General features: G+C 62.6%; 23 protein-coding genes and 1 riboswitch. Of the genes, 16 read left to right on the top strand and 7 right to left on the bottom strand.

Going from position 1 to position 19,402, the window contains the following annotated elements; genetic code table 11:
• Positions 1-91: 91 nt before the first annotated feature.
• Both ACVW0Y_RS03630 and ACVW0Y_RS03635 read left to right on the top strand, forming a co-directional pair.
• Positions 92-880 (top strand): hypothetical protein, encoded by a 789-nt coding sequence (locus tag ACVW0Y_RS03630; protein ID WP_457436115.1) that lies wholly within the window; start codon positions 92-94, stop codon positions 878-880.
• Positions 881-1,025: 145 nt separating this feature from the next.
• Positions 1,026-1,727, top strand: coding sequence for a class I SAM-dependent methyltransferase (locus tag ACVW0Y_RS03635; RefSeq protein WP_457436117.1), 702 nt, complete (start codon positions 1,026-1,028; stop codon positions 1,725-1,727).
• A 12-nt stretch (positions 1,728-1,739) separates the two neighbouring features.
• On the opposite strand, the gene ACVW0Y_RS03640 is transcribed toward ACVW0Y_RS03635, so the two are convergent.
• From ACVW0Y_RS03640 to ACVW0Y_RS03665, 6 genes are all read right to left on the bottom strand, one after another.
• Positions 1,740-3,233 carry an ArnT family glycosyltransferase gene (locus tag ACVW0Y_RS03640; RefSeq protein WP_457436119.1) on the bottom strand — a complete coding sequence of 498 codons (1,494 nt, stop codon included), beginning with the start codon at positions 3,231-3,233 and terminating at the stop codon, positions 1,740-1,742.
• 55 nt (positions 3,234-3,288) lie between these two features.
• Complete coding sequence (locus ACVW0Y_RS03645; protein ID WP_457436121.1) at positions 3,289-3,582, bottom strand: lipid-A-disaccharide synthase N-terminal domain-containing protein; 294 nt, start codon at positions 3,580-3,582, stop codon at positions 3,289-3,291.
• A 1-nt stretch (position 3,583) separates the two neighbouring features.
• Positions 3,584-4,327, bottom strand: coding sequence for a glycosyltransferase (locus ACVW0Y_RS03650; RefSeq protein WP_457436123.1), 744 nt, complete (start codon positions 4,325-4,327; stop codon positions 3,584-3,586).
• Positions 4,327-5,352 (bottom strand): SDR family NAD(P)-dependent oxidoreductase, encoded by a 1,026-nt coding sequence (locus ACVW0Y_RS03655; protein ID WP_457436125.1) that lies wholly within the window; start codon positions 5,350-5,352, stop codon positions 4,327-4,329. Before ACVW0Y_RS03655 ends, ACVW0Y_RS03650 begins: the two co-directional genes overlap by 1 nt.
• A gap of 87 nt (positions 5,353-5,439) precedes the next feature.
• A complete protein-coding gene (locus ACVW0Y_RS03660; protein WP_457436128.1) occupies positions 5,440-6,111 on the bottom strand; it encodes a class I SAM-dependent methyltransferase in 672 nt (223 codons plus the stop codon).
• Positions 6,108-6,554: a YbaY family lipoprotein gene (locus ACVW0Y_RS03665; RefSeq protein ID WP_457436130.1), complete on the bottom strand. Its 447-nt coding sequence runs from the start codon at positions 6,552-6,554 to the stop codon at positions 6,108-6,110. Before ACVW0Y_RS03665 ends, ACVW0Y_RS03660 begins: the two co-directional genes overlap by 4 nt.
• A 124-nt stretch (positions 6,555-6,678) precedes the next feature.
• On the opposite strand from ACVW0Y_RS03665, the gene nrdR reads away from it, so the two are divergent.
• From nrdR to ACVW0Y_RS03735, 14 genes are all read left to right on the top strand, one after another.
• Positions 6,679-7,143, top strand: a complete 465-nt coding sequence (gene nrdR / locus ACVW0Y_RS03670; protein WP_457436132.1) for a transcriptional regulator NrdR — start codon at positions 6,679-6,681, stop codon at positions 7,141-7,143.
• Between the two features lie 2 nt (positions 7,144-7,145).
• A complete protein-coding gene (gene ribD / locus ACVW0Y_RS03675; protein ID WP_457436134.1) occupies positions 7,146-8,279 on the top strand; it encodes a bifunctional diaminohydroxyphosphoribosylaminopyrimidine deaminase/5-amino-6-(5-phosphoribosylamino)uracil reductase RibD in 1,134 nt (377 codons plus the stop codon).
• 90 nt (positions 8,280-8,369) lie between these two features.
• Positions 8,370-8,531: riboswitch (FMN riboswitch) on the top strand.
• Between the two features lie 139 nt (positions 8,532-8,670).
• Positions 8,671-9,327, top strand: coding sequence for a riboflavin synthase (locus ACVW0Y_RS03680; RefSeq protein ID WP_457436136.1), 657 nt, complete (start codon positions 8,671-8,673; stop codon positions 9,325-9,327).
• 18 nt (positions 9,328-9,345) lie between these two features.
• Positions 9,346-10,437 (top strand): bifunctional 3,4-dihydroxy-2-butanone-4-phosphate synthase/GTP cyclohydrolase II, encoded by a 1,092-nt coding sequence (gene ribBA, locus ACVW0Y_RS03685; protein ID WP_457436138.1) that lies wholly within the window; start codon positions 9,346-9,348, stop codon positions 10,435-10,437.
• Positions 10,438-10,554: 117 nt separating this feature from the next.
• A complete protein-coding gene (gene ribH / locus ACVW0Y_RS03690; RefSeq protein ID WP_108096324.1) occupies positions 10,555-11,031 on the top strand; it encodes a 6,7-dimethyl-8-ribityllumazine synthase in 477 nt (158 codons plus the stop codon).
• Complete coding sequence (gene nusB, locus ACVW0Y_RS03695) at positions 11,028-11,525, top strand: transcription antitermination factor NusB (protein ID WP_108096323.1); 498 nt, start codon at positions 11,028-11,030, stop codon at positions 11,523-11,525. The genes ribH and nusB overlap by 4 nt, the downstream gene beginning before the upstream one ends.
• Positions 11,526-11,533: 8 nt before the next feature.
• Positions 11,534-12,526: a thiamine-phosphate kinase gene (gene thiL / locus ACVW0Y_RS03700; protein ID WP_457436141.1), complete on the top strand. Its 993-nt coding sequence runs from the start codon at positions 11,534-11,536 to the stop codon at positions 12,524-12,526.
• Positions 12,495-13,010: a phosphatidylglycerophosphatase A family protein gene (locus ACVW0Y_RS03705; protein ID WP_457436142.1), complete on the top strand. Its 516-nt coding sequence runs from the start codon at positions 12,495-12,497 to the stop codon at positions 13,008-13,010. The genes thiL and ACVW0Y_RS03705 overlap by 32 nt, the downstream gene beginning before the upstream one ends.
• Positions 13,011-13,069: 59 nt before the next feature.
• Positions 13,070-13,798 (top strand): substrate-binding periplasmic protein, encoded by a 729-nt coding sequence (locus ACVW0Y_RS03710; RefSeq protein ID WP_457436143.1) that lies wholly within the window; start codon positions 13,070-13,072, stop codon positions 13,796-13,798.
• A 40-nt stretch (positions 13,799-13,838) separates the two neighbouring features.
• On the top strand, positions 13,839-14,480 hold the full coding sequence (locus ACVW0Y_RS03715; RefSeq protein ID WP_457436325.1) for a retropepsin-like aspartic protease family protein: 642 nt from the start codon (positions 13,839-13,841) through the stop codon (positions 14,478-14,480).
• Positions 14,481-14,484: 4 nt separating this feature from the next.
• A complete protein-coding gene (gene bla, locus ACVW0Y_RS03720) occupies positions 14,485-15,354 on the top strand; it encodes a class A beta-lactamase (RefSeq protein WP_457436144.1) in 870 nt (289 codons plus the stop codon).
• A 132-nt stretch (positions 15,355-15,486) separates the two neighbouring features.
• Complete coding sequence (gene ribA, locus ACVW0Y_RS03725; protein WP_108096317.1) at positions 15,487-16,107, top strand: GTP cyclohydrolase II; 621 nt, start codon at positions 15,487-15,489, stop codon at positions 16,105-16,107.
• The gene (locus tag ACVW0Y_RS03730) at positions 16,104-16,520 is read left to right on the top strand and encodes an MFS transporter (protein WP_457436145.1); all 417 of its coding nucleotides are present in this window, start codon (positions 16,104-16,106) and stop codon (positions 16,518-16,520) included. Before ribA ends, ACVW0Y_RS03730 begins: the two co-directional genes overlap by 4 nt.
• Positions 16,520-17,317 (top strand): cobalamin-binding protein, encoded by a 798-nt coding sequence (locus tag ACVW0Y_RS03735; protein ID WP_457436147.1) that lies wholly within the window; start codon positions 16,520-16,522, stop codon positions 17,315-17,317. Before ACVW0Y_RS03730 ends, ACVW0Y_RS03735 begins: the two co-directional genes overlap by 1 nt.
• A gap of 89 nt (positions 17,318-17,406) precedes the next feature.
• Here ACVW0Y_RS03735 and ACVW0Y_RS03740 read toward each other — a convergent pair whose 3' ends face one another.
• Positions 17,407-19,308, bottom strand: coding sequence for a TonB-dependent receptor domain-containing protein (locus tag ACVW0Y_RS03740; RefSeq protein WP_457436148.1), 1,902 nt, complete (start codon positions 19,306-19,308; stop codon positions 17,407-17,409).
• Between the last annotated feature and the right edge of the window lie 94 nt (positions 19,309-19,402).

Genomic DNA, 19,402 nt, shown 5'->3' on the forward strand with positions numbered 1-19,402 from the left:
AATACCTTCACAAATGCCGGTTTAAGCTGCGCGTCATTTGCGCAGATGCCGGCTTTGTCGAGGCATCCAGGTGCCTTGTCCGGATCCCTTGATGCCTATCACCAAACCCCGCCCAGGCGATGCTCTGTACGACGCCTCTGCAGGTGCCGACAGCGGCTCGCGGCGGCGCGTCTTCAACTTTGTCGGGGGCGGCAAATCGGCGGTGCTGGTGGCGCTGGCGATCATCGTCGGCGGTATTTGGCATTCCCCCGCCCATGGCCTGAGTCTGGGGGGCAGTTGGGATGTTTATGCCGCTTTTGGCACCTTGCTGAGCGTTACGCTGTATAGCTGTTTGCGCTTTTCCGGGACGATTGCGCTGGCCACTCTGCTGCCGGTGGCGCTGGACCTGTCTATCGTGCTCGCGCTATTGGCGTTGTTCAATTTCAGCCTTGACCCGGGTTGCACGGCGGCGCTGGTGGCGGTCATCGGCTATTCGTTGCTCGGCAAGGCCACCATGCTCAAGCGTATTGCCGACAACCTGCGCAACGCCCAAACCGATCAACCGTTGTCCTTGTCGTTACTGGCCAATGTCAGCATTCAGCAGACGCTGGGGCAGGCGCGGATTGGCTTGCTCGCGGTGATGTTGATCCTCAGTAGTCTGTACCTGTTTGCTGGCAATACCTTGCACCTGCCTGCACTGGTGCTGATGGTGGGCGGGCTGGCGGCAACGGCGTCGTCGGTGTTTGTTGCCAGTGCTATCTGGCTGACCCAGCAGCAGCGTCGTGCGACGACCGTGGTGCCGACCCGCTATCGCGCCGCGCTCGATGGCCACGCCTTTTTGGTGATATTGCTGGCCCTGGTGGTGCTGGGGGTGGGCGTCTGGTTCTGGCTTCCCGCCTAGGCACGCCGCAACCACTTGCGCCGCTGATTGCGTGCCGGTGCATGTATCAGCTGACAGAAATTTCACCTCACTTTTACCTGATTACGACGTCCCCCTGGTTACCTTCTCCCCACGTTTACGCAGCAACCCGCTGTGGGAGGGATGTATGGGCACCCCCATAAAGCTGAAGTTTTCCAAGAAGTACACGCTGGAGCATGCGCAGCAGTACTTGCACAAACACCAGGACGGCCTGTTGCGGCGCTTGTCCCATTGGCGTGACGAACAATTGGCGCGCAAAGCCCTGGCTGTTGCCAGCGACCCGGGCCTGGTGCTGGACTTGTCATCCGCTGCCGGGCGCTTCTGGCCGCTGCTGGCGGAGAAACCCAACCGCATCATCATTGGCGCCGACAACTCGCGCGGCATGCTAGACACGGCCTGCAAGGCCCAGCCTGCGGCTGTGGTGGAACGCGTCACGTTGCTGCAAACCTCGGCCTTCGATATCGACCTACCGGACCACTCGGTGGACTGCATTTTCAGCATGCGTCTGTTGCACCACATCAGTGATGCACAGCACCGTCTGGCCATGCTCAAGGAGTTTCATCGGGTTACCCGAGACAGCGTCATTGTGTCGCTGTGGGTGGACGGCAACTACCAATCGTGGCACCGCAACACGCTGGAGACGCAGTGCTCGGTGCCAGCGGGCCCGGCCAGCGAGGCGAGCCAGAATCGCTTTGTGGTACCGCGCGCCGTGATCGAGGCCGAGTTCAAGCAGGCGGGGTTTGTGATCGACGAGCGCCTGGACTTTCTGCCGCGGTACGCCATGTGGCGGGTTTATGTGTTGCGCGCCGTCGACGGTTTTACCGCCTAGTCGCAACGCCCTTTACAACGGCTGTTGCCAGGCAAAGCGATAGACCTTTTGTGGATCGGTTTGCCCGCACTGTTGGTTATCCGCATCGACACCCACCCAATACCATTCGGCCCTGGAGGTACTACCGACCTTATGGGCTTTTTCCGGGAGATAGCAGCGCGCCAACTCCCGCGCCGGCACCAGGGCAACTGCGTGCGGATGGCTGCGCAGCCAACTGACGGAGTCCTCCAGGGGATGGCTGTTGATAAAGCCGAAATGCACGATGGGTTGTTGGGCAAACAGCCAATGGCCCTCGCGCCATCCCACCAGCACCAGCTCGGCATTGCCGGTTTGCCGGGCCACCTCGCGCATCAGGGTTTCGTGGGGGTTGCTGCCTTCCTTGTAGGGCTCTACAAAGCCGCGCACAAACCAGGCACACAACCACACGACCGTTAGCGTGGTGAACACCACCCTAGCCCGTGGCCGGTTGTGCAACCAGCGGCGCAGTAACCAGGGCAACAACGGTGCCACCAGCAGAATCAAGCCCGGTACGGCCGGAAAGATGTACAGCTTGCGTTTGCCACTGCTGAAACTGAAAAACAGCAGCACCAACATCACCCAGCCGAGCAACACCAGCACCCGGCCGTCCTGTTTGGCCAGCTGTTTGCGCCAGGCCGGCAGCAGCCAGGGCAGCATAAAAAAGATCGGCAACCAGTACTTGGGAATGACCTTGACGAAGAAGTACCAGAACGGCTCTTTGTGCGCCCAGGCATTGGCATAGCGGCCGGCGGTTTGTTTAAGCAGAATTTCCTCGGTATACGCCAGGCTGTCGGCGCTGCCTTGCAGCACGATCAGCATCAACGGCCCCAGCCAGATGCTAATCGCCAGCAAGGCCACCAGCAGCCCCAACCACCAGGCACCGGTGTTTCCGGGCATGGGCACCACGCCCTTCCAGCCTTTGCGTGCAGCATAGAAATAAGGAATCAGTATCAGCACCGGGAGAAAACCCACGCCCTTGCTGATAATGCCCAGGCCCATCGCCGCACACGCCACGTAGTACCAGCGCCAGGCCGGGCCGAGAAACAAATGCCGGCACAAGCCATACACTGCGAGCATGGTCCACAGCGCCAGAAAGCCGTCGATCTGCCCGGTGCGCAGAATGCTGTAGGTCTGGTAAGTGGACAGAAACAGCAGCACCGCAATCACGCCAATGCGTCGATTCCACAGGCGCTGGGCCAGGTCGTAAAGGCACGCACTGGTGACGGCGCTGGCGAGCAGAGCGGGCAGATAAAGGGCAATTTTTGGCAGGTGGGTGAGCTGCACAAACAGCGCCACCGTCCATATGAATAGCGGCGGTTTGTCGGCATAGATCTCTGCGGCGCGGTGCGGAATAAACCACGAGCCGTTCTGCAGCATCTCCAGCGCTACGGCAAGAAAACGCTCTTCATCGACATTTAGCGGCTGGCGCCAGCCAATACCGGCCCCGACCAACACCAGCGTCAGCACCACCAGCAGCCAGCACTCCACTCTCGAGGATAATCGCCGCGAAAAAAGCCGCGGCGAAGAAAACAAGCGCACGGCGTCAGTCCTTGTTGTCAGGCTCGGAGGTTGGCTGTTCGCCGCGTTGGGCGATCAGCTGCAAATTGCGCAGGTACACAATGAAACCAAACGCCTGGCCGGCAATAAATACCGGGTCCTGGCGGTAGATGGCATAAGCCAGCAACAAGGCGCTGCCAACGATGCTCAGGTACCAGAAGGCCACGGGAATCACGCTGCGCTTCTGGTACTCGCTGTACAGCCACTGCAAAACAAAACGTCCGGTAAACGCCAACTGGCCGAGAAAGCCGATGGCCAGCCACAACGACTCGCCACTCATCTCACGCCTCCTCTTCCTGGGCGTTGACGTCCAAGCGGGTACGGCGGATCAACCACCACACGCCAAACAAATCGAGAATGCCGACCAGCGCGCGGTCGAGGTTGCCATAGTTCGACACCCCGGCTCCGCGCTCACGGTGGTTGACTGGTTGCACCAGCATGCGGCCGTTATGGCGGCGAATCAGCGCCGGAATAAAGCGGTGCATATGGTCGAAATACGGCAGGCGTAAAAAAGCCTGGCGCTCGATCAGCTTGATGCCGCAACCAGTGTCCGGGGTTTGGTCGTGCAGCAGGCTGGCGCGCAGTGTGTTGGCCCAGCGCGAGGCCCAGCGTTTGCTGGCGGTGTCCTGCCGGTTGGCGCGATGCCCGGCCACCAGCTTGACGCCGCCAGGTTGGCCCTCGGAGCCGCGTACCCACTCGAGCATCTTGGGGATGTCCGCCGGGTCGTTCTGGCCATCGCCATCCAAGGTGGCCAGCCAGTGCCCGCGCGCCACTTCGGCGGCGTGGTAGATCGAGGTGCTCTGGCCCAGCGAGCGAGCGTGGCTGAGCACACGTAACTGGCTGTAGCCGCTGTTTTGCAAGTGGCGCAATTCGCTGGCGGTGGCGTCGGTGCTGCCGTCGTCGACGACAATCACTTCAAAGTGCTCATCACGCAGGGCCGCGCGCACTTCTTCGAGCAGTGGCAGCAGGTTGCCCGCTTCATTTTTGGCCGGGATCAGAACCGAGACATAGGGCGCTTCGTGCATCAGGCTTCCTTGAAGGCGGGCGAAGAAGGGGATGGGGTCAGGCGGTAGTAGCGGCTATACCAGTCGACAAAGGCCTGCACACCGGCAGCTACGGTAACCTGCGGTTGGAAGTTGATCCGTGCCGCCAGCTCAGCCGTGTCGGCCCAGGTGTTGAGCACCTCGCCGGACTGCAGCGGCATAAAATTCCTGATCGCGCGAATGCCCAGCGCCGCTTCGATGCAGTCGATGAACTCCAGCAGCTTCACCGGGGTGCCGAGGCCGATGTTGTAGACCGTGCTGTCCTGCGGCGGCAGTGGCAGCAGGCGCACCAGCCCTTCGACGATGTCATCGATAAAGGTGAAGTCGCGCGACATGGCACCGTCGTTGTACACATCGATAGGGCGGCCGTTGAGGATGGCGTCGGTGAATTTGAACAGCGCCATGTCCGGTCGCCCCCACGGGCCGTACACAGTAAAAAAACGCAGGCCGGTGCTCGGAATTCCATACAGATGGGCGTAGCTGTGGGCCATCAGCTCATTGGCGCGTTTGGTCGCCGCGTAGAGCGAAACGGGTTGGTCGGCGCGGTCGCTGGTGGCATAGGGCAGGGTGCTGCTCAAGCCATAAACCGAACTGCTTGAGGCGTAGATCAAGTGGGCGGGCGGATAGGCGCGGCAGGCCTCCAGTACATTGAGGAAACCCACCAGGTTGGCCTGTGCATAACTGTGCGGTTGCTCGATGGAGTAACGGACTCCGGCCTGGGCGGCCAGGTGGATCACGTGGTCGAAATGGCCGTCGGCGAACACCTGCACCAGCGCCGGTTGGTCGGCGATATCCAGGCGCTGGAAGCGGAAATTCGCCTGCTCGAGCAACAGCGCCAGCCGCGCCTGTTTCAGTTCAACGCTGTAGTAATCGTTGAGGTTGTCGATACCCACCACCTGGTGGCCATCGCGGCACAGGCGCAGCGCCGTGTGGAAACCGATAAAACCGGCGGCACCCGTAACCAGCACTTTTCGATGGGGTGTTTTCCCCTGCTCGGTCACGTTCATTGAGCACCTTTTGGATGGCGAGGCTTTGCAAGCAATGCGCACGCTTATAACAAGGGCAGATGAACGTTTTGTGAGGCTTTGCTTGCGTTAAGAAGATGCGCCCTGAGCGCGCGAGGCGTGGTACAGGCTGACGTAGCGAAACTCCGCCGGCTCGGCCAGGTCCGGCCAGGTGCAGGCTTCGAGGATATCCAGACGCTGGTACTGCGGATGATTGAAATCGCGCACCCGTGAGTCGGCCACCAACGCCTGCCGGCCGCGGCTGAGGAAATGATCGAGCAGCGGCAGGTTGGCGCGATCGTAAAGCACGTCGGCGACCACGATCAGGTCGAAGCGGTCGGCTTCGGCGAAGAAGTCTTCGGAGTAACTCAACGCCACGCCATTCAGCTCTGCGTTGGCGCGGCAGGCGGCCAGGGCCAGTGGGTCGAGGTCACAGGCCACCACTTCGGCGGCACCGGCTTTGGCCGCGGCGATGGCCGCGACGCCGGAACCGGCGCCGAAATCCAGCACCCGTTTACCGGCGACCCACTCGGGGTGTTCGGCAAACCAGCGCGCCAGCACCAGGCCGCTGGCCCAGCAAAAGCACCAGTAGGGCGGTTCTTCGAGGATGCGCCGGGTTTCTTCCGGGCTGAAGGCGCGGTCCATGTTGTTGGCGTCGATCAGCCACAGCTTGAGGTCGGTACCGGGCAGGGTTTCTGCCACCAGTTGCGCGTCACCGAGCAATTCGCCGAGCGCCGCTTGCAGGGCCAGCGGTGGCGTCATGGTGCAGTGTCGAAACGCAGGTTGCCGAGCGCCTGGGTGGTCGCCGACGTGATGCGCTGCGGGCTCAGACGCAAGATCAGTTGCGCCGACTGGGTCACCCGGCCATGCAACTCGACCCGGGCATTGGCCGGGAAGGAGTCCGGATTGAATGGCAGCTGGAAGGGCAGTGGCTGACCGTTGCCTTGCAGGGTGATATTGCCCAGCAGCTGTTGCGGGCGGTCGCGTTCGTCGATCACCAGCAGGGCCAGCTCGACATTGGCGCCGGCAGGCACGTTCAGCAAGGTGCCGCTCAGTTCGCGCAGGTTGGCCGGCAGCGGTGCCGGCGCTGGCGTGGCGCTGGCAGCGGGTTTGCCCGGCGTTACCTGGGTGGTTGGGGTGGGCGTCTCGCTGGCGCAACCAGCCAGCAGAGCAAGGGCACAAAGCACAGCGAGTGGGCGAAACATAGGGAAGTCCGTCACGAGTCCAGCGAATTTAAGGCGGGGGCTTGTATACCGCAAAGTAGCCGGGTTGTCTTGCCAGTGGGATGCGCTACCATGGCCCCTCCTTCATTTTGTTGCCATTTATTTTATGCACTGTCCCTTCTGCGGCGCCAACGACACCAAGGTTATCGATTCGCGATTGGTCGCCGAGGGCGAGCAGGTTCGCCGCCGCCGGGAGTGCCTGGCCTGCGAAGAGCGTTTCACCACCTTTGAGACCGCCGAGCTGGTGATGCCGCGCCTGATCAAGCAGGACGGCAGCCGCCAGCCCTTCGATGAAGAAAAGCTGCGTGCCGGTATGCAGCGGGCCCTGGAAAAACGCCCGGTGAGCATCGAGCGGCTGGAAGCGGCGATTGCCCATATCAAACACAAGTTGCGCGCCACGGGTGAACGCGAGATCAAATCGCGGGTGCTCGGTGAGCTGGTGATGACCGAGCTGCAGAAGCTCGATGAAGTGGCCTATATCCGTTTCGCTTCGGTATATCGGCGCTTCCAGGATCTCAACGAATTCCGCGAGGAAATCGACCGCTTGTCCCGCGAACCGGCGCAAGACTGAGTATGCCGAACCTCGAACACGCCGCCACCGACCCGCAATTCATGGCCCGTGCGCTGGAACTGGCGCGTAAGGGCATCTACTCCACCCACCCCAATCCCCGCGTCGGTTGCGTGATCGTCGCCGACGGCAAGATCGTCGGCGAAGGCTGGCATGCCCGTGCTGGTGAGCCGCATGCCGAAGTGCACGCGCTGCGCCAGGCCGGTGCCAAGGCGCGCGGTGCCACCGCTTACGTCACCCTCGAACCCTGCAGCCACCACGGCCGCACGCCGCCCTGCGCCGAAGCCCTGATGAATGCCGGCGTGGCGCGGGTAGTCGCTGCCATGCAGGACCCCAACCCGCAAGTCTCCGGCCGCGGTCTGCTGCGCCTGATGCAGGCCGGTATCGCGGTGCAGAGCGGCGTGCTGGAAGCCGAGGCGCGGGCGCTGAATGCCGGTTTTATCAAGCGTATGGAGCAGGGCCTACCCTTTGTTCGGGTGAAATTGGCCATGAGCCTGGACGGTCGGACCGCCATGGCCAGCGGCGAAAGCCAGTGGATCACCGGGCCGGATGCCCGCGCGGCGGTGCAGCGACTGCGCGCCCAGGCCAGCGTGGTGCTGACCGGTGCCGATACCGTACTAGCGGATGCCGCGCGCCTGACCGTGCGCCCTGACGAACTGGGCCTGAATGCCGAACTCACTGCTCTGGCGATGACTCGTCCGCCGCTGCGGGTGTTGGTTGATGGTCGCTTGCGGGTGCCCCTCAGCGCGCCGTTCTACCAAGCCGGTGCGGCATTGGTGGCGACCTGCGCCGCCGCATCGGCGCGTGACCGTTTCCTCGAGGAAGGCCACACCTTGCTGGCCATCCCCGGCAGCAATGGCCATGTCGACCTGCGCAAGCTGCTCGCCGAGTTGGCTAGCCAGGGCGTCAATGAAGTGCTGGTGGAAGCCGGTCCACGTCTGGCCGGGGCTTTTGCCCGCCTGGGTCTGGTGGATGAATACCAGCTGTTTGTCGCTGCCAAGTTCCTCGGTTCCAGTGCCCGGCCATTGCTGGATATGCCGCTGGCGCGGATGGCCGAGGCCACGCCATTGAAAATCACCGAGATGCGTGCGGTCGGGGACGACTGGCGGATCATCGCTATTCCGGACAGGTCCAGCTGATATCGGCCATCCAGCCCAATGAATATCGGCCTATAGATGCATTCAAACAGCGAGTTGTGGTAAAAACGCAGCCCAGCCATGCAGATGGCTGAACGTTCTCAGGGCGGGGTGCGATTCCCCACCGGCGGTAATGGCGCGCAATGCGCTTAGCCCGCGAGCGCTTGGGCAAGCCGACAACGGCGCGCGCAAGGTCAGCAGACTCGGTGTGATTCCGAGGCCGACGGTCATAGTCCGGATGAAGAGAGAACGGGATTGCCTGCCAGGGCGCACACGTGCGTGCGCTCGTTCGAGACATCCCCTTCGATCCAACACGCCCTGTTTTTCATTAAACAGGAGTTCGATCCATGTTCTACCGCATCACTGCAGCGGCAATCTCCGTCAAGGAGGCCGCATGTTCACCGGAATAATTGAAGCCCTCGGCACCATCCGCGCCCTTAGCCCAAAAGGCGGCGACGTACGCGTGTACGTGGAAACCGGCAAGCTCGACTTAAGCGATGTAAAGCTCGGCGACAGCATCGCGGTCAACGGCGTGTGCCTGACCGCCGTGGAGTTGCCTGGCGATGGGTTCTGGGCTGACGTCAGCCGCGAAACCCTGGCCTGTAGCGCCTTTATCGACTTGAAAACCGGCAGCAAGGTCAACCTGGAAAAGGCTCTGACCCCCAGCAGCCGCCTGGGTGGTCACCTGGTCAGCGGCCACGTCGATGGCGTTGGTGAAGTGGTTGCCCGCGAAGACAATGCCCGCGCCGTGCAATTTCGCATCCGCGCCCCGCGCGAGCTGGCCAAGTACATCGCCCTCAAGGGTTCGATTACCGTCGATGGCACCAGCCTCACGGTCAACGGCGTGAATGGCACCGAGTTCGAGCTGACCATCGTGCCGCACACCTTGGGTGAAACCATCATGGCCGACTACCGGCCAGGGCGGCAGGTGAACCTGGAAGTCGATCTGCTGGCGCGCTATCTGGAGCGCCTGCTACTCGGTGACAAAGCCGCCGAACCCAAGGCCTCGGGCCTGACCGAAAGTTTCCTCGCCGAACACGGCTACCGCTAATTACGTAAGGCATGACCCATGGCTCTTAACAGCATTGAAGAATTGGTTGCCGATATCCGTGCCGGCAAAATGGTCATCCTTATGGATGACGAAGACCGCGAGAACGAAGGCGACCTGATCATCGCCTCCGAATGCGTCACCGCTGAACACATCAACTTTATGGCCAAGCACGCCCGCGGGCTGATCTGCATGCCCATGAGCCGCGAGCGTTGCGAAACCCTCAAGCTGCCGCTGATGGCACCGCGCAACGGTTCCGGCTTTGGCACCAAGTTCACCGTCTCCATCGAAGCGGCCACTGGCGTGACCACCGGCATCTCTGCCGCTGACCGCGCCCGCACGGTGCAGGCCGCCGCGGCCAAGGATGCCACGGCCGACGATATCGTCAGCCCCGGGCATATCTTTCCGCTGATGGCGCAACCGGGCGGTGTGCTGGCCCGTGCCGGCCACACCGAAGCGGCCTGCGACCTGGCGCGCCTCGGCGGCTTCGAGCCGAGTGGCGTGATCTGCGAAATCATGAACGACGACGGCACCATGAGCCGCCGTGCCGAGCTGGAAACCTTCGCCGAGCTGCATGGCATCAAGATTGGCACCATTGCCGACCTGATCCACTACCGCCTGATGCACGAACACACCGTCGAGCGCATTTCCGAGCAACCGCTGGACAGCGAGCTGGGCCACTTCAATCTGGTGACCTACCGTGACTCGGTAGAAGGCGACATTCACATGGCGTTGACCCTGGGCACCATCTGCCCGGAAGAGGCGACCCTGGTGCGCGTACACAGCATGGAGCCGCTGCGCGATCTGCTGATGGTCAAGCAACCGGGCCGCTGGAGCCTGCGCGCGGCCATGGCCAAAGTGGCCGAGGCGGGCAGTGGCGTGGTGCTGCTGCTGGGTAACCAGTTGGCTGGTTCGGATTTGCTCGCTCACCTGGAGCAGCAACTGGGCGGCGAGCAGAAGTCCTCGGCGGCTACCTACAGCACCGTCGGTGCCGGTTCGCAGATCCTGCGTGACCTGGGCGTGCGCAAAATGCGCCTGCTCAGTTCGCCGGTGAAGTTCAATGCGATATCCGGTTTTGATCTCGAAGTTGTAGAATACCTGCCCTCTGAATAAAGGCCGGAACCGCCGCGTTGCTGATGGCGGGCTCAATTCGAACGTTTTACGCCGCGCGGCGCGCAGAAGTCGCCGCGCGGTCTTTACTCTAATTTGCTCTTTCAAGACGAGAACGCCATGACCCTGAAGACCATCGAAGGTACTTTCATCGCCCCCAAAGGCCGCTATGCCCTGGTGGTTGGCCGCTTCAACAGCTTCGTGGTCGAAAGCCTGGTGAGCGGTGCTGTAGACGCCCTGGTGCGTCACGGCGTGAGCGAAAGCGACATCACCATCATCCGTGCCCCAGGCGCTTTTGAAATTCCATTGGTTGCCCAGAAAGTTGCCCAGCGCAGCGAATACGCCGCCATCATCGCCCTCGGCGCCGTGATTCGTGGCGGCACCCCGCACTTCGAATACGTGGCTGGCGAATGCACCAAGGGCCTGGCCCAGGTGTCCATGGAATTCGGCGTACCGGTTTCCTTCGGCGTGCTGACCGTTGATTCCATCGAACAAGCCATCGAACGTTCCGGCACCAAAGCCGGTAACAAAGGTGCCGAAGCGGCCCTTTCCGCCCTGGAAATGGTCAGCCTGCTGGCGCAGTTGGAGGCCAAGTGATTAACGACGAAGACGACACCTTCAACCCTCCGGCAGAAAAAGGCCCGAACGCGCCCACCGGCAAGATCGCGGCCCGTCGTCAGGCCCGCAGCCTGGCCATGCAGGCGCTGTATCAGTGGCACCTGGCCGGTCAGTCGGTGAATGAAATCGAAGCGCAGTTTCGCGTCGACAACGATTTCAGCAGCGTTGATGGCGCTTACTTCCGTGAGATTCTGCACGGCGTACCGGCCAACAAGACCGAGATCGACGCGGCGTTCGCGCCGTGCCTGGACCGTGCTCAGGAAGAGCTCGACCCGGTCGAACTGGCGATCCTGCGCCTGTCCACCTTCGAAATGCTCAAGCGCGTCGATGTACCCTACCGCGTGGTGATCAACGAAGGCATCGAGCTGGCCAAGGTGTTTGGCGCTACCGACGGGCACAAGTTCGTCAACGGTGTGCTGGACAAGCTGGCACCGCGCCTGCGGGCTGCCGAAGTCAACGCTAACAAGCGCTGATCGGGGTCGTGGGTGAGTTCGAGCTGATCCGCCGCTACTTCGCCGCTGCGCCCTGTGCGCAGCCCGGCGAGGCGGTGGTGCAGGGCATTGGCGACGATTGTGCGCTGTTGGCCCTGGCCGCCGGCGAACAGCTGGCGGTGTCCACCGACACCTTGGTGATCGGTGTGCATTTTCCCCATACCTGTGATGCCTTTCTGCTTGGCCAACGGGCCCTGGCGGTGTCCACCAGCGACCTCGCGGCCATGGGCGCTGCGCCCATCGGTTTTACCCTGGCGCTGACTTTGCCGGAGGCCAACGCCGACTGGCTGCAAGCCTTTGCCGCCGGCCTCAATCAGATGGCGCAAGCCTGTGATATGCGCCTGATTGGCGGCGATACCACCCGTGGTCCGTTAAGCCTCACCCTCAGCGTATTTGGCCGGGTTCCTGCTGGCCAGGCGTTGACCCGCGCCGGTGCCCAGGTGGGCGATCTGCTGTGTGTCGGCGGGCCACTGGGCGATGCGGCGGCGGCTTTACCGCTGGTGCTGGGCGAGTGCACGGCGGCGGCCGAGATCGCCGAGCCGCTGCTGGCGCGCTACTGGTCGCCGCAGCCGCAGTTGGCCCTCGGCCAGGCGCTGCGCGGCAAGGCCACGGCGGCGCTGGATATCTCCGATGGGTTGTTGGCCGATTGCGGCCATATCGCCCTGTCATCGAACGTGGCACTGCATATCGAGCGCGAGCGCTTGCCGCTGTCGGCAGCGGTGCGTGCCTGGCTCGAACAACAAAAGGCCTGGGACTGTGCGCTGGGCGGTGGCGATGACTACGTGCTGGCCTTTACCCTGCCGCCGCAGCATCTGGCCGGACTGCAACAAGACGGTTGGCCGATAGCGGTCATCGGTCGCGTAGCCCCCGGAAAGGGGGTGCACTTATTCGATTCGGCAGGTCACAGCCTTGCGCATTCTTCGCGCGGCTATCAACACTTTGGGGGCTCGGGTGACATCACCAAGCAAGAAAACGGTACCTGACGCACCGCCTTCGGTTTGGCGCAATCCCTGGCATTTTCTGGCCTTCGGTTTTGGTTCCGGCACCTTGCCCAAGGCGCCGGGCACCTGGGGTTCGCTGGTGGCGCTGCCTTTTATCCCGCTGTGGCAGATGCTGCCCGACTGGGGTTATTGGCTGATGCTCGGGGTGACCATGCTGTTCGGCTTCTGGCTGTGCGGCAAAGTGGCCGACGATTTGCGTGTGCACGACCACGAAGGCATCGTCTGGGACGAGATGGTCGGCATGTGGATCACCCTGTGGCTGGTGCCCGAAGGCTGGGAATGGTTGCTGCTAGGCTTTCTGGTGTTCCGGGTGTTCGACATCCTCAAGCCCTGGCCGATTCGCTGGATCGATCGACATGTACACGGCGGCGTCGGCATCATGCTCGACGACCTGCTGGCCGGGGTGTTTGCCTGGCTGACCATGCAACTGGCGGTCTGGGCCTGGGCCCAGCATTGGTTTGCCTAGGGCGGGATGGGCAAACAAGACGGGTTGGGGATGCACAGCGGCGCCTGAGGGAGTGGCTTATGCGTGGCGTTTGGTTAGCAGTGCTTATCGGTGTGCAAATAGCCTGCGCGCAACTGGCGCAGGCCGCCGCGCCGACGCAGATCCGCCTGGCCAGTGAGGTCTGGGCCGAACATACCAATGCCGATGGCAGCGGCCTGGCCTGGGACATTCTGCGCGCGGTGTTCGAGCCGGCCGGGGTCAGCCTGCAGATTCACAGCGTGCCCTACACCCGCTCGGTGGGCCTGGTGCAACGCGGCGGCGCCGATGCCTGGGTGGGCTCGTACCTCAACGAGATCCGCGACGGGGTGTTCTACCCGCACTGGAGCTACGACGCCGACCATATCAGCGCCCTCGGCCTGAGCGACGCCGCTGAGGTCAATCTGCACAACCTCGGGCAATTCCGCCTGGCCTGGGTGCGTGGCTATGCCTACGAGAAATATCTGCCGAATTTGACCCACTACCAAGAAGTCTTGCGGCGTGACGGTATCCTCTCGATGCTGGATTTGAAGCACATCGACTTCTACCTGGACGCGCGCACCGAAGTGCAGGACGTGCTCAACGAAGCCGAGGATAAAACCCGCTATCGCGTTACCGAATTGACCCAATTGCCGCTGTACCTGGGCTTTGCCGATACCCCCGATGGCCATGCCCTGGCCCAACTGTTCGATGCGCGCATGGAACAGTTGGTCAAAGACGGCAGCCTGCGCCCGCTGTTCGAGCGCTGGCAGCAACCCTACCCATTCGAATAGAACCCCACGCAACGAGCATGATGCGATGACGAACAACAGGATGTACGTGCTGGCAGCCGGTTTACTTAGCTTGCTGGCCAGCGGTTTGGCCACTGCTGCCGAGCAGGTGATGGTGGTGGGCCTGTTTCCAGGCGCGGCGGTGATCAACGTCGACGGAGACCGCAAGCTGGTGAAGATCGGCAAGACCGGGCCCGGCGGGGTGGTAGTGGTCAGCGCCGACAGCCATGGCGCGGTGCTGCGCGTCAACGGGGTGGAGCGTAGCTACCCGCTCGAACGCGAATACAGCCACGGTTTTGCCGTGCCGACCAAAACCCAGGTCAGCATTGCCAAAGGCATTGGCGGCCACTACTGGATTTCCGGCTCGGCCAATGGCCAGCCGATCCAGTTCCTGGTGGATACCGGTGCCACCACCATCGCCATGAACGACTCCCAGGCCCGCCAGTTGGGCATCGATTATCGGGTGGTCGGCAAACCTACAGTCGTCAGCACGGCCAGCGGCACGGTGACGGCCTGGAAGGTGACCCTGGATAAAGTGAAGATCGGCAGCATCCAGGTGCTGGGCGTCGAAGCCATGGTTCTGGATGGTCCGGCACCCACCGAAGCCCTGCTGGGCATGAGCTTTCTCAGCCGCGTCAGTTGGCGTGAAGAGCAAGGCATGTTGATTCTGGAGTCGAAACTCTAAGCCTATGAACCCTTCTCTGCGTCGCCGTACCTTTCTGCTGGCCGCTGCTGCCCTGCCATTGCTGCCGGCCTGGGCGGCAGAAGCCACTGAGCCCAGGCAGCGCCTCAAACAGCTCGAAGGCAGCTTTGCCGGTCGTCTCGGCGTGGTCGCCCTCAACACCGGCAATGGTGAGGTGCTGAGCTACCGCGGCGATCAACGTTTTCCGCTGTGCAGCACCTTCAAGGCCATGCTTGCCGGTGCCATTCTGCAGCGCAGCACCTTGACCCCCGGCTTGCTGAACGAGCGCGTCAGCTACCGTCAAAGCGACCTGGTGGCCAATTCACCCATCAGCGAAAAGCATGTGCAAGACGGTATGACCGTGGCCGAACTGTGCGCCGCCACCATCCAGTACAGCGACAACGGCGCCGCCAATCTGCTGATGAAATTGCTTGATGGGCCGGAAGGGGTGACTACTTTCGCCCACTCGATTGGTGATCAGCACTTCCGTCTGGAACGCTGGGAAACCGAATTGAACACAGCCATTCCGGGCGATCTGCGCGACACCACCACGCCGCTGGCGATGGCCCATAGCCTCAATCGTCTGGTGCTCGGCGATGCCTTGCCAGCGGCGCAACGCCAGCAATTGCAGGACTGGCTGCGCGGCAATACCACCGGCGGCACCCGCATCCGCGCCGGCCTGCCGGCAACCTGGCAAGTGGGCGATAAAACCGGCACCGGCGATTACGGCACCACTAATGATGTGGCGGTGCTCTGGCCGCCCGGCAAGGCTCCTGTGGTGCTAACCCTGTACCTGACCCAGAACGCCAGGGACGCCAGTCCGCGCAATGAAACCCTGGCCGCCGCCACGCGCATCGTGGTCGATTGGTTGGGCTGAGCGGGAGATCCGTTATATCCATCAACCGCTTTGATCTTTATGGCCAGCAATTCAGGCTGACCAGCACGCAAAGCCTGCTGTTACAATGCCGCCCCCGTGCGAAATTTCCGCCTTCTTTACTAGGAGCATCCGGTGTCTGTCGTCTTCGTCGCCGCCTCCCAACTGCCCACTCCATTTGCCGTTTTCACCATGCATGGCTTTCTCGAAGAAGCCACCGGCCGTGAACACGTGGCCCTGACCCTCGGTGATGTCGCCGATGGTGCTCCAGTGCTGGGTCGCCTGCATTCCGAATGCCTTACCGGTGATGCCCTGTTCAGCCTGCGCTGCGACTGTGGTTTCCAACTGGAAGCAGCCCTGGCCGCCATCGCCAAAGAAGGCCGTGGCGTGCTGCTGTACCTGCGCCAGGAAGGCCGCGGCATCGGCTTGATGAACAAGATCCGCGCCTACGAGCTGCAAGACGGCGGTGCCGATACCGTGGAAGCCAACGAGCGTCTGGGTTTCGCTGCCGACCAGCGCGACTACTCGATCTGCCTGCCGATGCTCAATCACCTGGGCATCACCTCGCTCAAGCTGATGACCAACAACCCGCGCAAACTCAAAGCGCTGGCCGACATGGGCATTCCGGTGGCCGAGCGCATGCCGTTGCAGATCGAACACAACCCGCACAACAAGTACTACCTGGCCACCAAGTCCGGCAAACTCGGGCACCTGCTGGGCAACCAGCACCAGGGTGAGGCCGAGGAAAGTCTGTGACCCGAGCCGACGTGCGCAAGCGCCTGGGCTTGTTGTGGTGGCGGCAATTGGCGCTGACCCTGGCACCGGTGTTTCTGGTTGACCTGCTGTTCGGTGCCGGCAAGACCGTTTCGGTGCTGGCCATGCCGCTGTTCATCGGTGGCCTGGCCTCGATGTTTGTCAGCCTGCCGCTGTTTTCCGCCTACAAGCGCGGCCTGATCGCTACCGAACAGGCGCTGGATACCCCGGAAGAACGCGCCGCCTGGTTGGACCTCGCTGCACGCCGGCGCCAGGCCTTCCTGGGTGCCGGTTTGCCGGCCTGGATTGCCGCCATTGCCGTGTTCGCCGGCCTGGAGGCGATTCCCCTGGTGCTGTTGGCACTGTCCAGCACCGTGCTGCTATTCCTCTACCGCATTCCTCGCCAACTAGGCTGATGCGCCTGCTGCTTGCCTGCCTGTTATGCCTGCTGGCGTGGCCCGCAGCGGCGCAATTGCGGGTGGTGACGCTGGCACCCTCGCTCAGTGAAATCATGTTGGAGTTGGATGCCGCCGATTTATTGGTCGGCGTGCTCGATGGCGGAGAGCGGCCGCCTGCGTTGGCGAGCGTGCCGTCGGTAGGGCGCTACGGGCAGTTGGAAATGGAGAGCCTGCTGGCGCTCAAGCCTGACTTGCTGTTGCTCTGGCCCGACAGCATCAGCTCGGCGCAACGCCAGCAACTGCTCGGCTTTGGCATTCCTCTCTATGAAGCAGAACCCCGTAGCCTGGCGCAGTTGGCCGAGCAGTTCAGCGCCATCGGGGCGCGGGTGGGGCGCGCCGAGCGTGGCCAGCAACGTGCTGATGACTTTCGTCAGCGGCTGAGCGCGCTCAGGCAACGCTATAAGCGCAGCAAGCCGCTGCCGGTGTTCTACCAGATCTGGAATTCGCCGCTGTACACCGTGGGTGGTGGGCAGATCATCAGCGATGCGCTGAGCGTGTGTGGGGCGAAGAATGTATTTGCCGACCTGCAACTGCCAGCGCCGCAGGTTAGCGTCGAGGCCGTATTGCAGCGTGACCCGCATGCGATCGTTGCCGGCGATGAGAGCCAACTGAAAGCCTGGCAGGCCTGGCCGCAACTCAAGGCTGTCAGTCGTCATCAGTTGCTGGTGCTACCCGACAAAGGCCTCGAACGCCCCAGCCTGCAGATGCTCGATGCCACCGAGCGGCTTTGCGCCGCCTTGGCACCGATGCGCTAGCCAGCAAAACAGAATCAAAAGCGCGCGGCTGAAACCCTCGCACAGGGACCGCGTTGTCTGTGGGGGGCTTTAGCCGCGCGCTTTTGATCTTAAATCGCCGGCGTCCAGACCAACCCCAGCGTCGCCGTACGACCTTCCTCGCGGTAGCCGTAGTCCTCGCCGTCATGGCTGTACAAGGCGCGGCTGTAGTCTTTGTCCAGCAAGTTATCCACCTTGAACTGCAGCTCCAGCTCTCTGCTGGCTTGCCAGCTGCTGCGCACTGCCACCAGGCCATAACCCGGCAACTCGTGGCGGTTGTCGGCATCGTCATAGCTGCTGCTGAATGCTTGCCAGCTGGCGCCCAGGCCGAGCTGGCCGAAGTGGCGGTCGATATCCAGGTTCAGCGTGCGCTTGGCGCGGCGCGCCAGGGCGTGGCCGGTTTCACGGTCGCGGGCGTCCAGCCAGTTGGCGTTGGCCGCGGTCTGCCAGCCGAGGATGTCGCGTTCCAGGGTCAACTCGATGCCTTGCAGGCGCGCCTTGTTGACGTTGACCGCACGGTACACATAGAAGACCGGGTCATACAGCTCGCTGCCGACCAGATCGCGCACGTTATTGCGGTACGCGGCCAGGCTCCAGCGGGTGTCCAGGTGCTCGCCACGCAGTTGCAGTTCGTAGGTCTTCGAGTGCTCGGGTGACAGCTCGGGGTTGCCAAGATAGCCAAGGCTGGAGTCGGCCCAGTACAGCTCGTTGAAGGTCGGCGCGCGGAAGCCTTCGCTGTAGGAGGCAATCAGCGAAGTGCTGGCACCCAGCGGCACGGTGAGCGCGCCGTTCCAGGTGTTTTCGCTGCCGAACTGCTGGTTCTTGTCATGCCGCAGACCCAGTTCGGTGGCGAACCACTCGCCCTGGAAACGGTGCTGGGCGAACGCCGCCTGGTTCCAGCGAGTTTGCTGGTTGTAAGGCGTGCTGCTGTGCAGTTCATCCTCGAACCAGTCGGTGCCCAGCAACAGGCTGTGCTGCTCGTTTAGTTGCAGGGTGTTAAGCCAACTGGCGGAGTCACGGTAGGTATTGAAGATGCCCACGCTGTCGCTGAGTTTGTCTTCGGTCTTTTGCCGGCTTTCGCTGTGGCCCAGTTCCAGACGGCTGTTCCAGGCATCGCTGAGCTGGCCATCGAGGTAGGTGCTGGCGCTGCTCAGGCTGAAGTGGGTATAGGGCTGCTCGGGGTAGGCCTGATAGGTGCTGGGGTCGAAACGGCCAAACGGGCTGTCGTACTCGGTACGCCCGCGCTGATCCAACAGGCTGACGCCACCTTCAAGCAGCTCGCTGAACTGATGGCTGAGGTTCACGCTCAGGGCTTTGTTGCGGTACGCGTCGTGGTCGCTGTCGGCGTCGTACGAGGGGCCGGTGCGGTCAATTCCGGCGGTTTCGTCCAGGCTGCCATTGAGGCTGAAGCGGGTTTGCGCGTCGCCACCACTGAGGCCCAGGCTGCGCTGCCAGCTCTGATGGCTGCCGGCGCTGACCGCCAGGCGCGGCTGCAGGCCGCTGTCGCCACGGCGGGTAAAAATCTGCACCACGCCGCCAATCGCATCGCTGCCATACAGCGCCGAACGCGAACCGCGTACCACCTCGATGCGTTCGATCTGCTCAAGGCTGAGGAACTGCAAACTGGCACCGCCATCGGAGGCCGAGCCGATGCGCTGGCCGTCCACCAGAATCAGGCTCTGGGTGTTGCTGCTGCCGCGAATAAAAAGTGAGGTATTGCTACCGCGCCCACCGTTCTGCACCACTTGCACTCCCGGTACACGGGTGAGCAACTCGGTGATGGAGCTGGGTTGCAGGCGCTCGATATCGGCGCGCGTGAAGACGGTAGCGGCGGCCGTGGCCTGGTCCAGCGGTTCGGCGCTGCGGCCGGAGGTGATCACCATGGTCGGCAGCTTCAGTGCCTCATCGCTGCCTTGCGCCTGGGCGAGCAGGGGCAATAGCAGCGCCGGCAGGGCGAGGTGGGTGTACTTCATGGGGTGGATCCTCAAAAGATTATTTTTGAGGAGGGCATAGGCAAGCACGGCGCTTGAAAGCGCGCCTGCGCTTGTTGGTGCTGCCCTCCGCAAC

The sequence above is a fragment of the Pseudomonas sp. TE3786 genome (assembly GCF_054057335.1).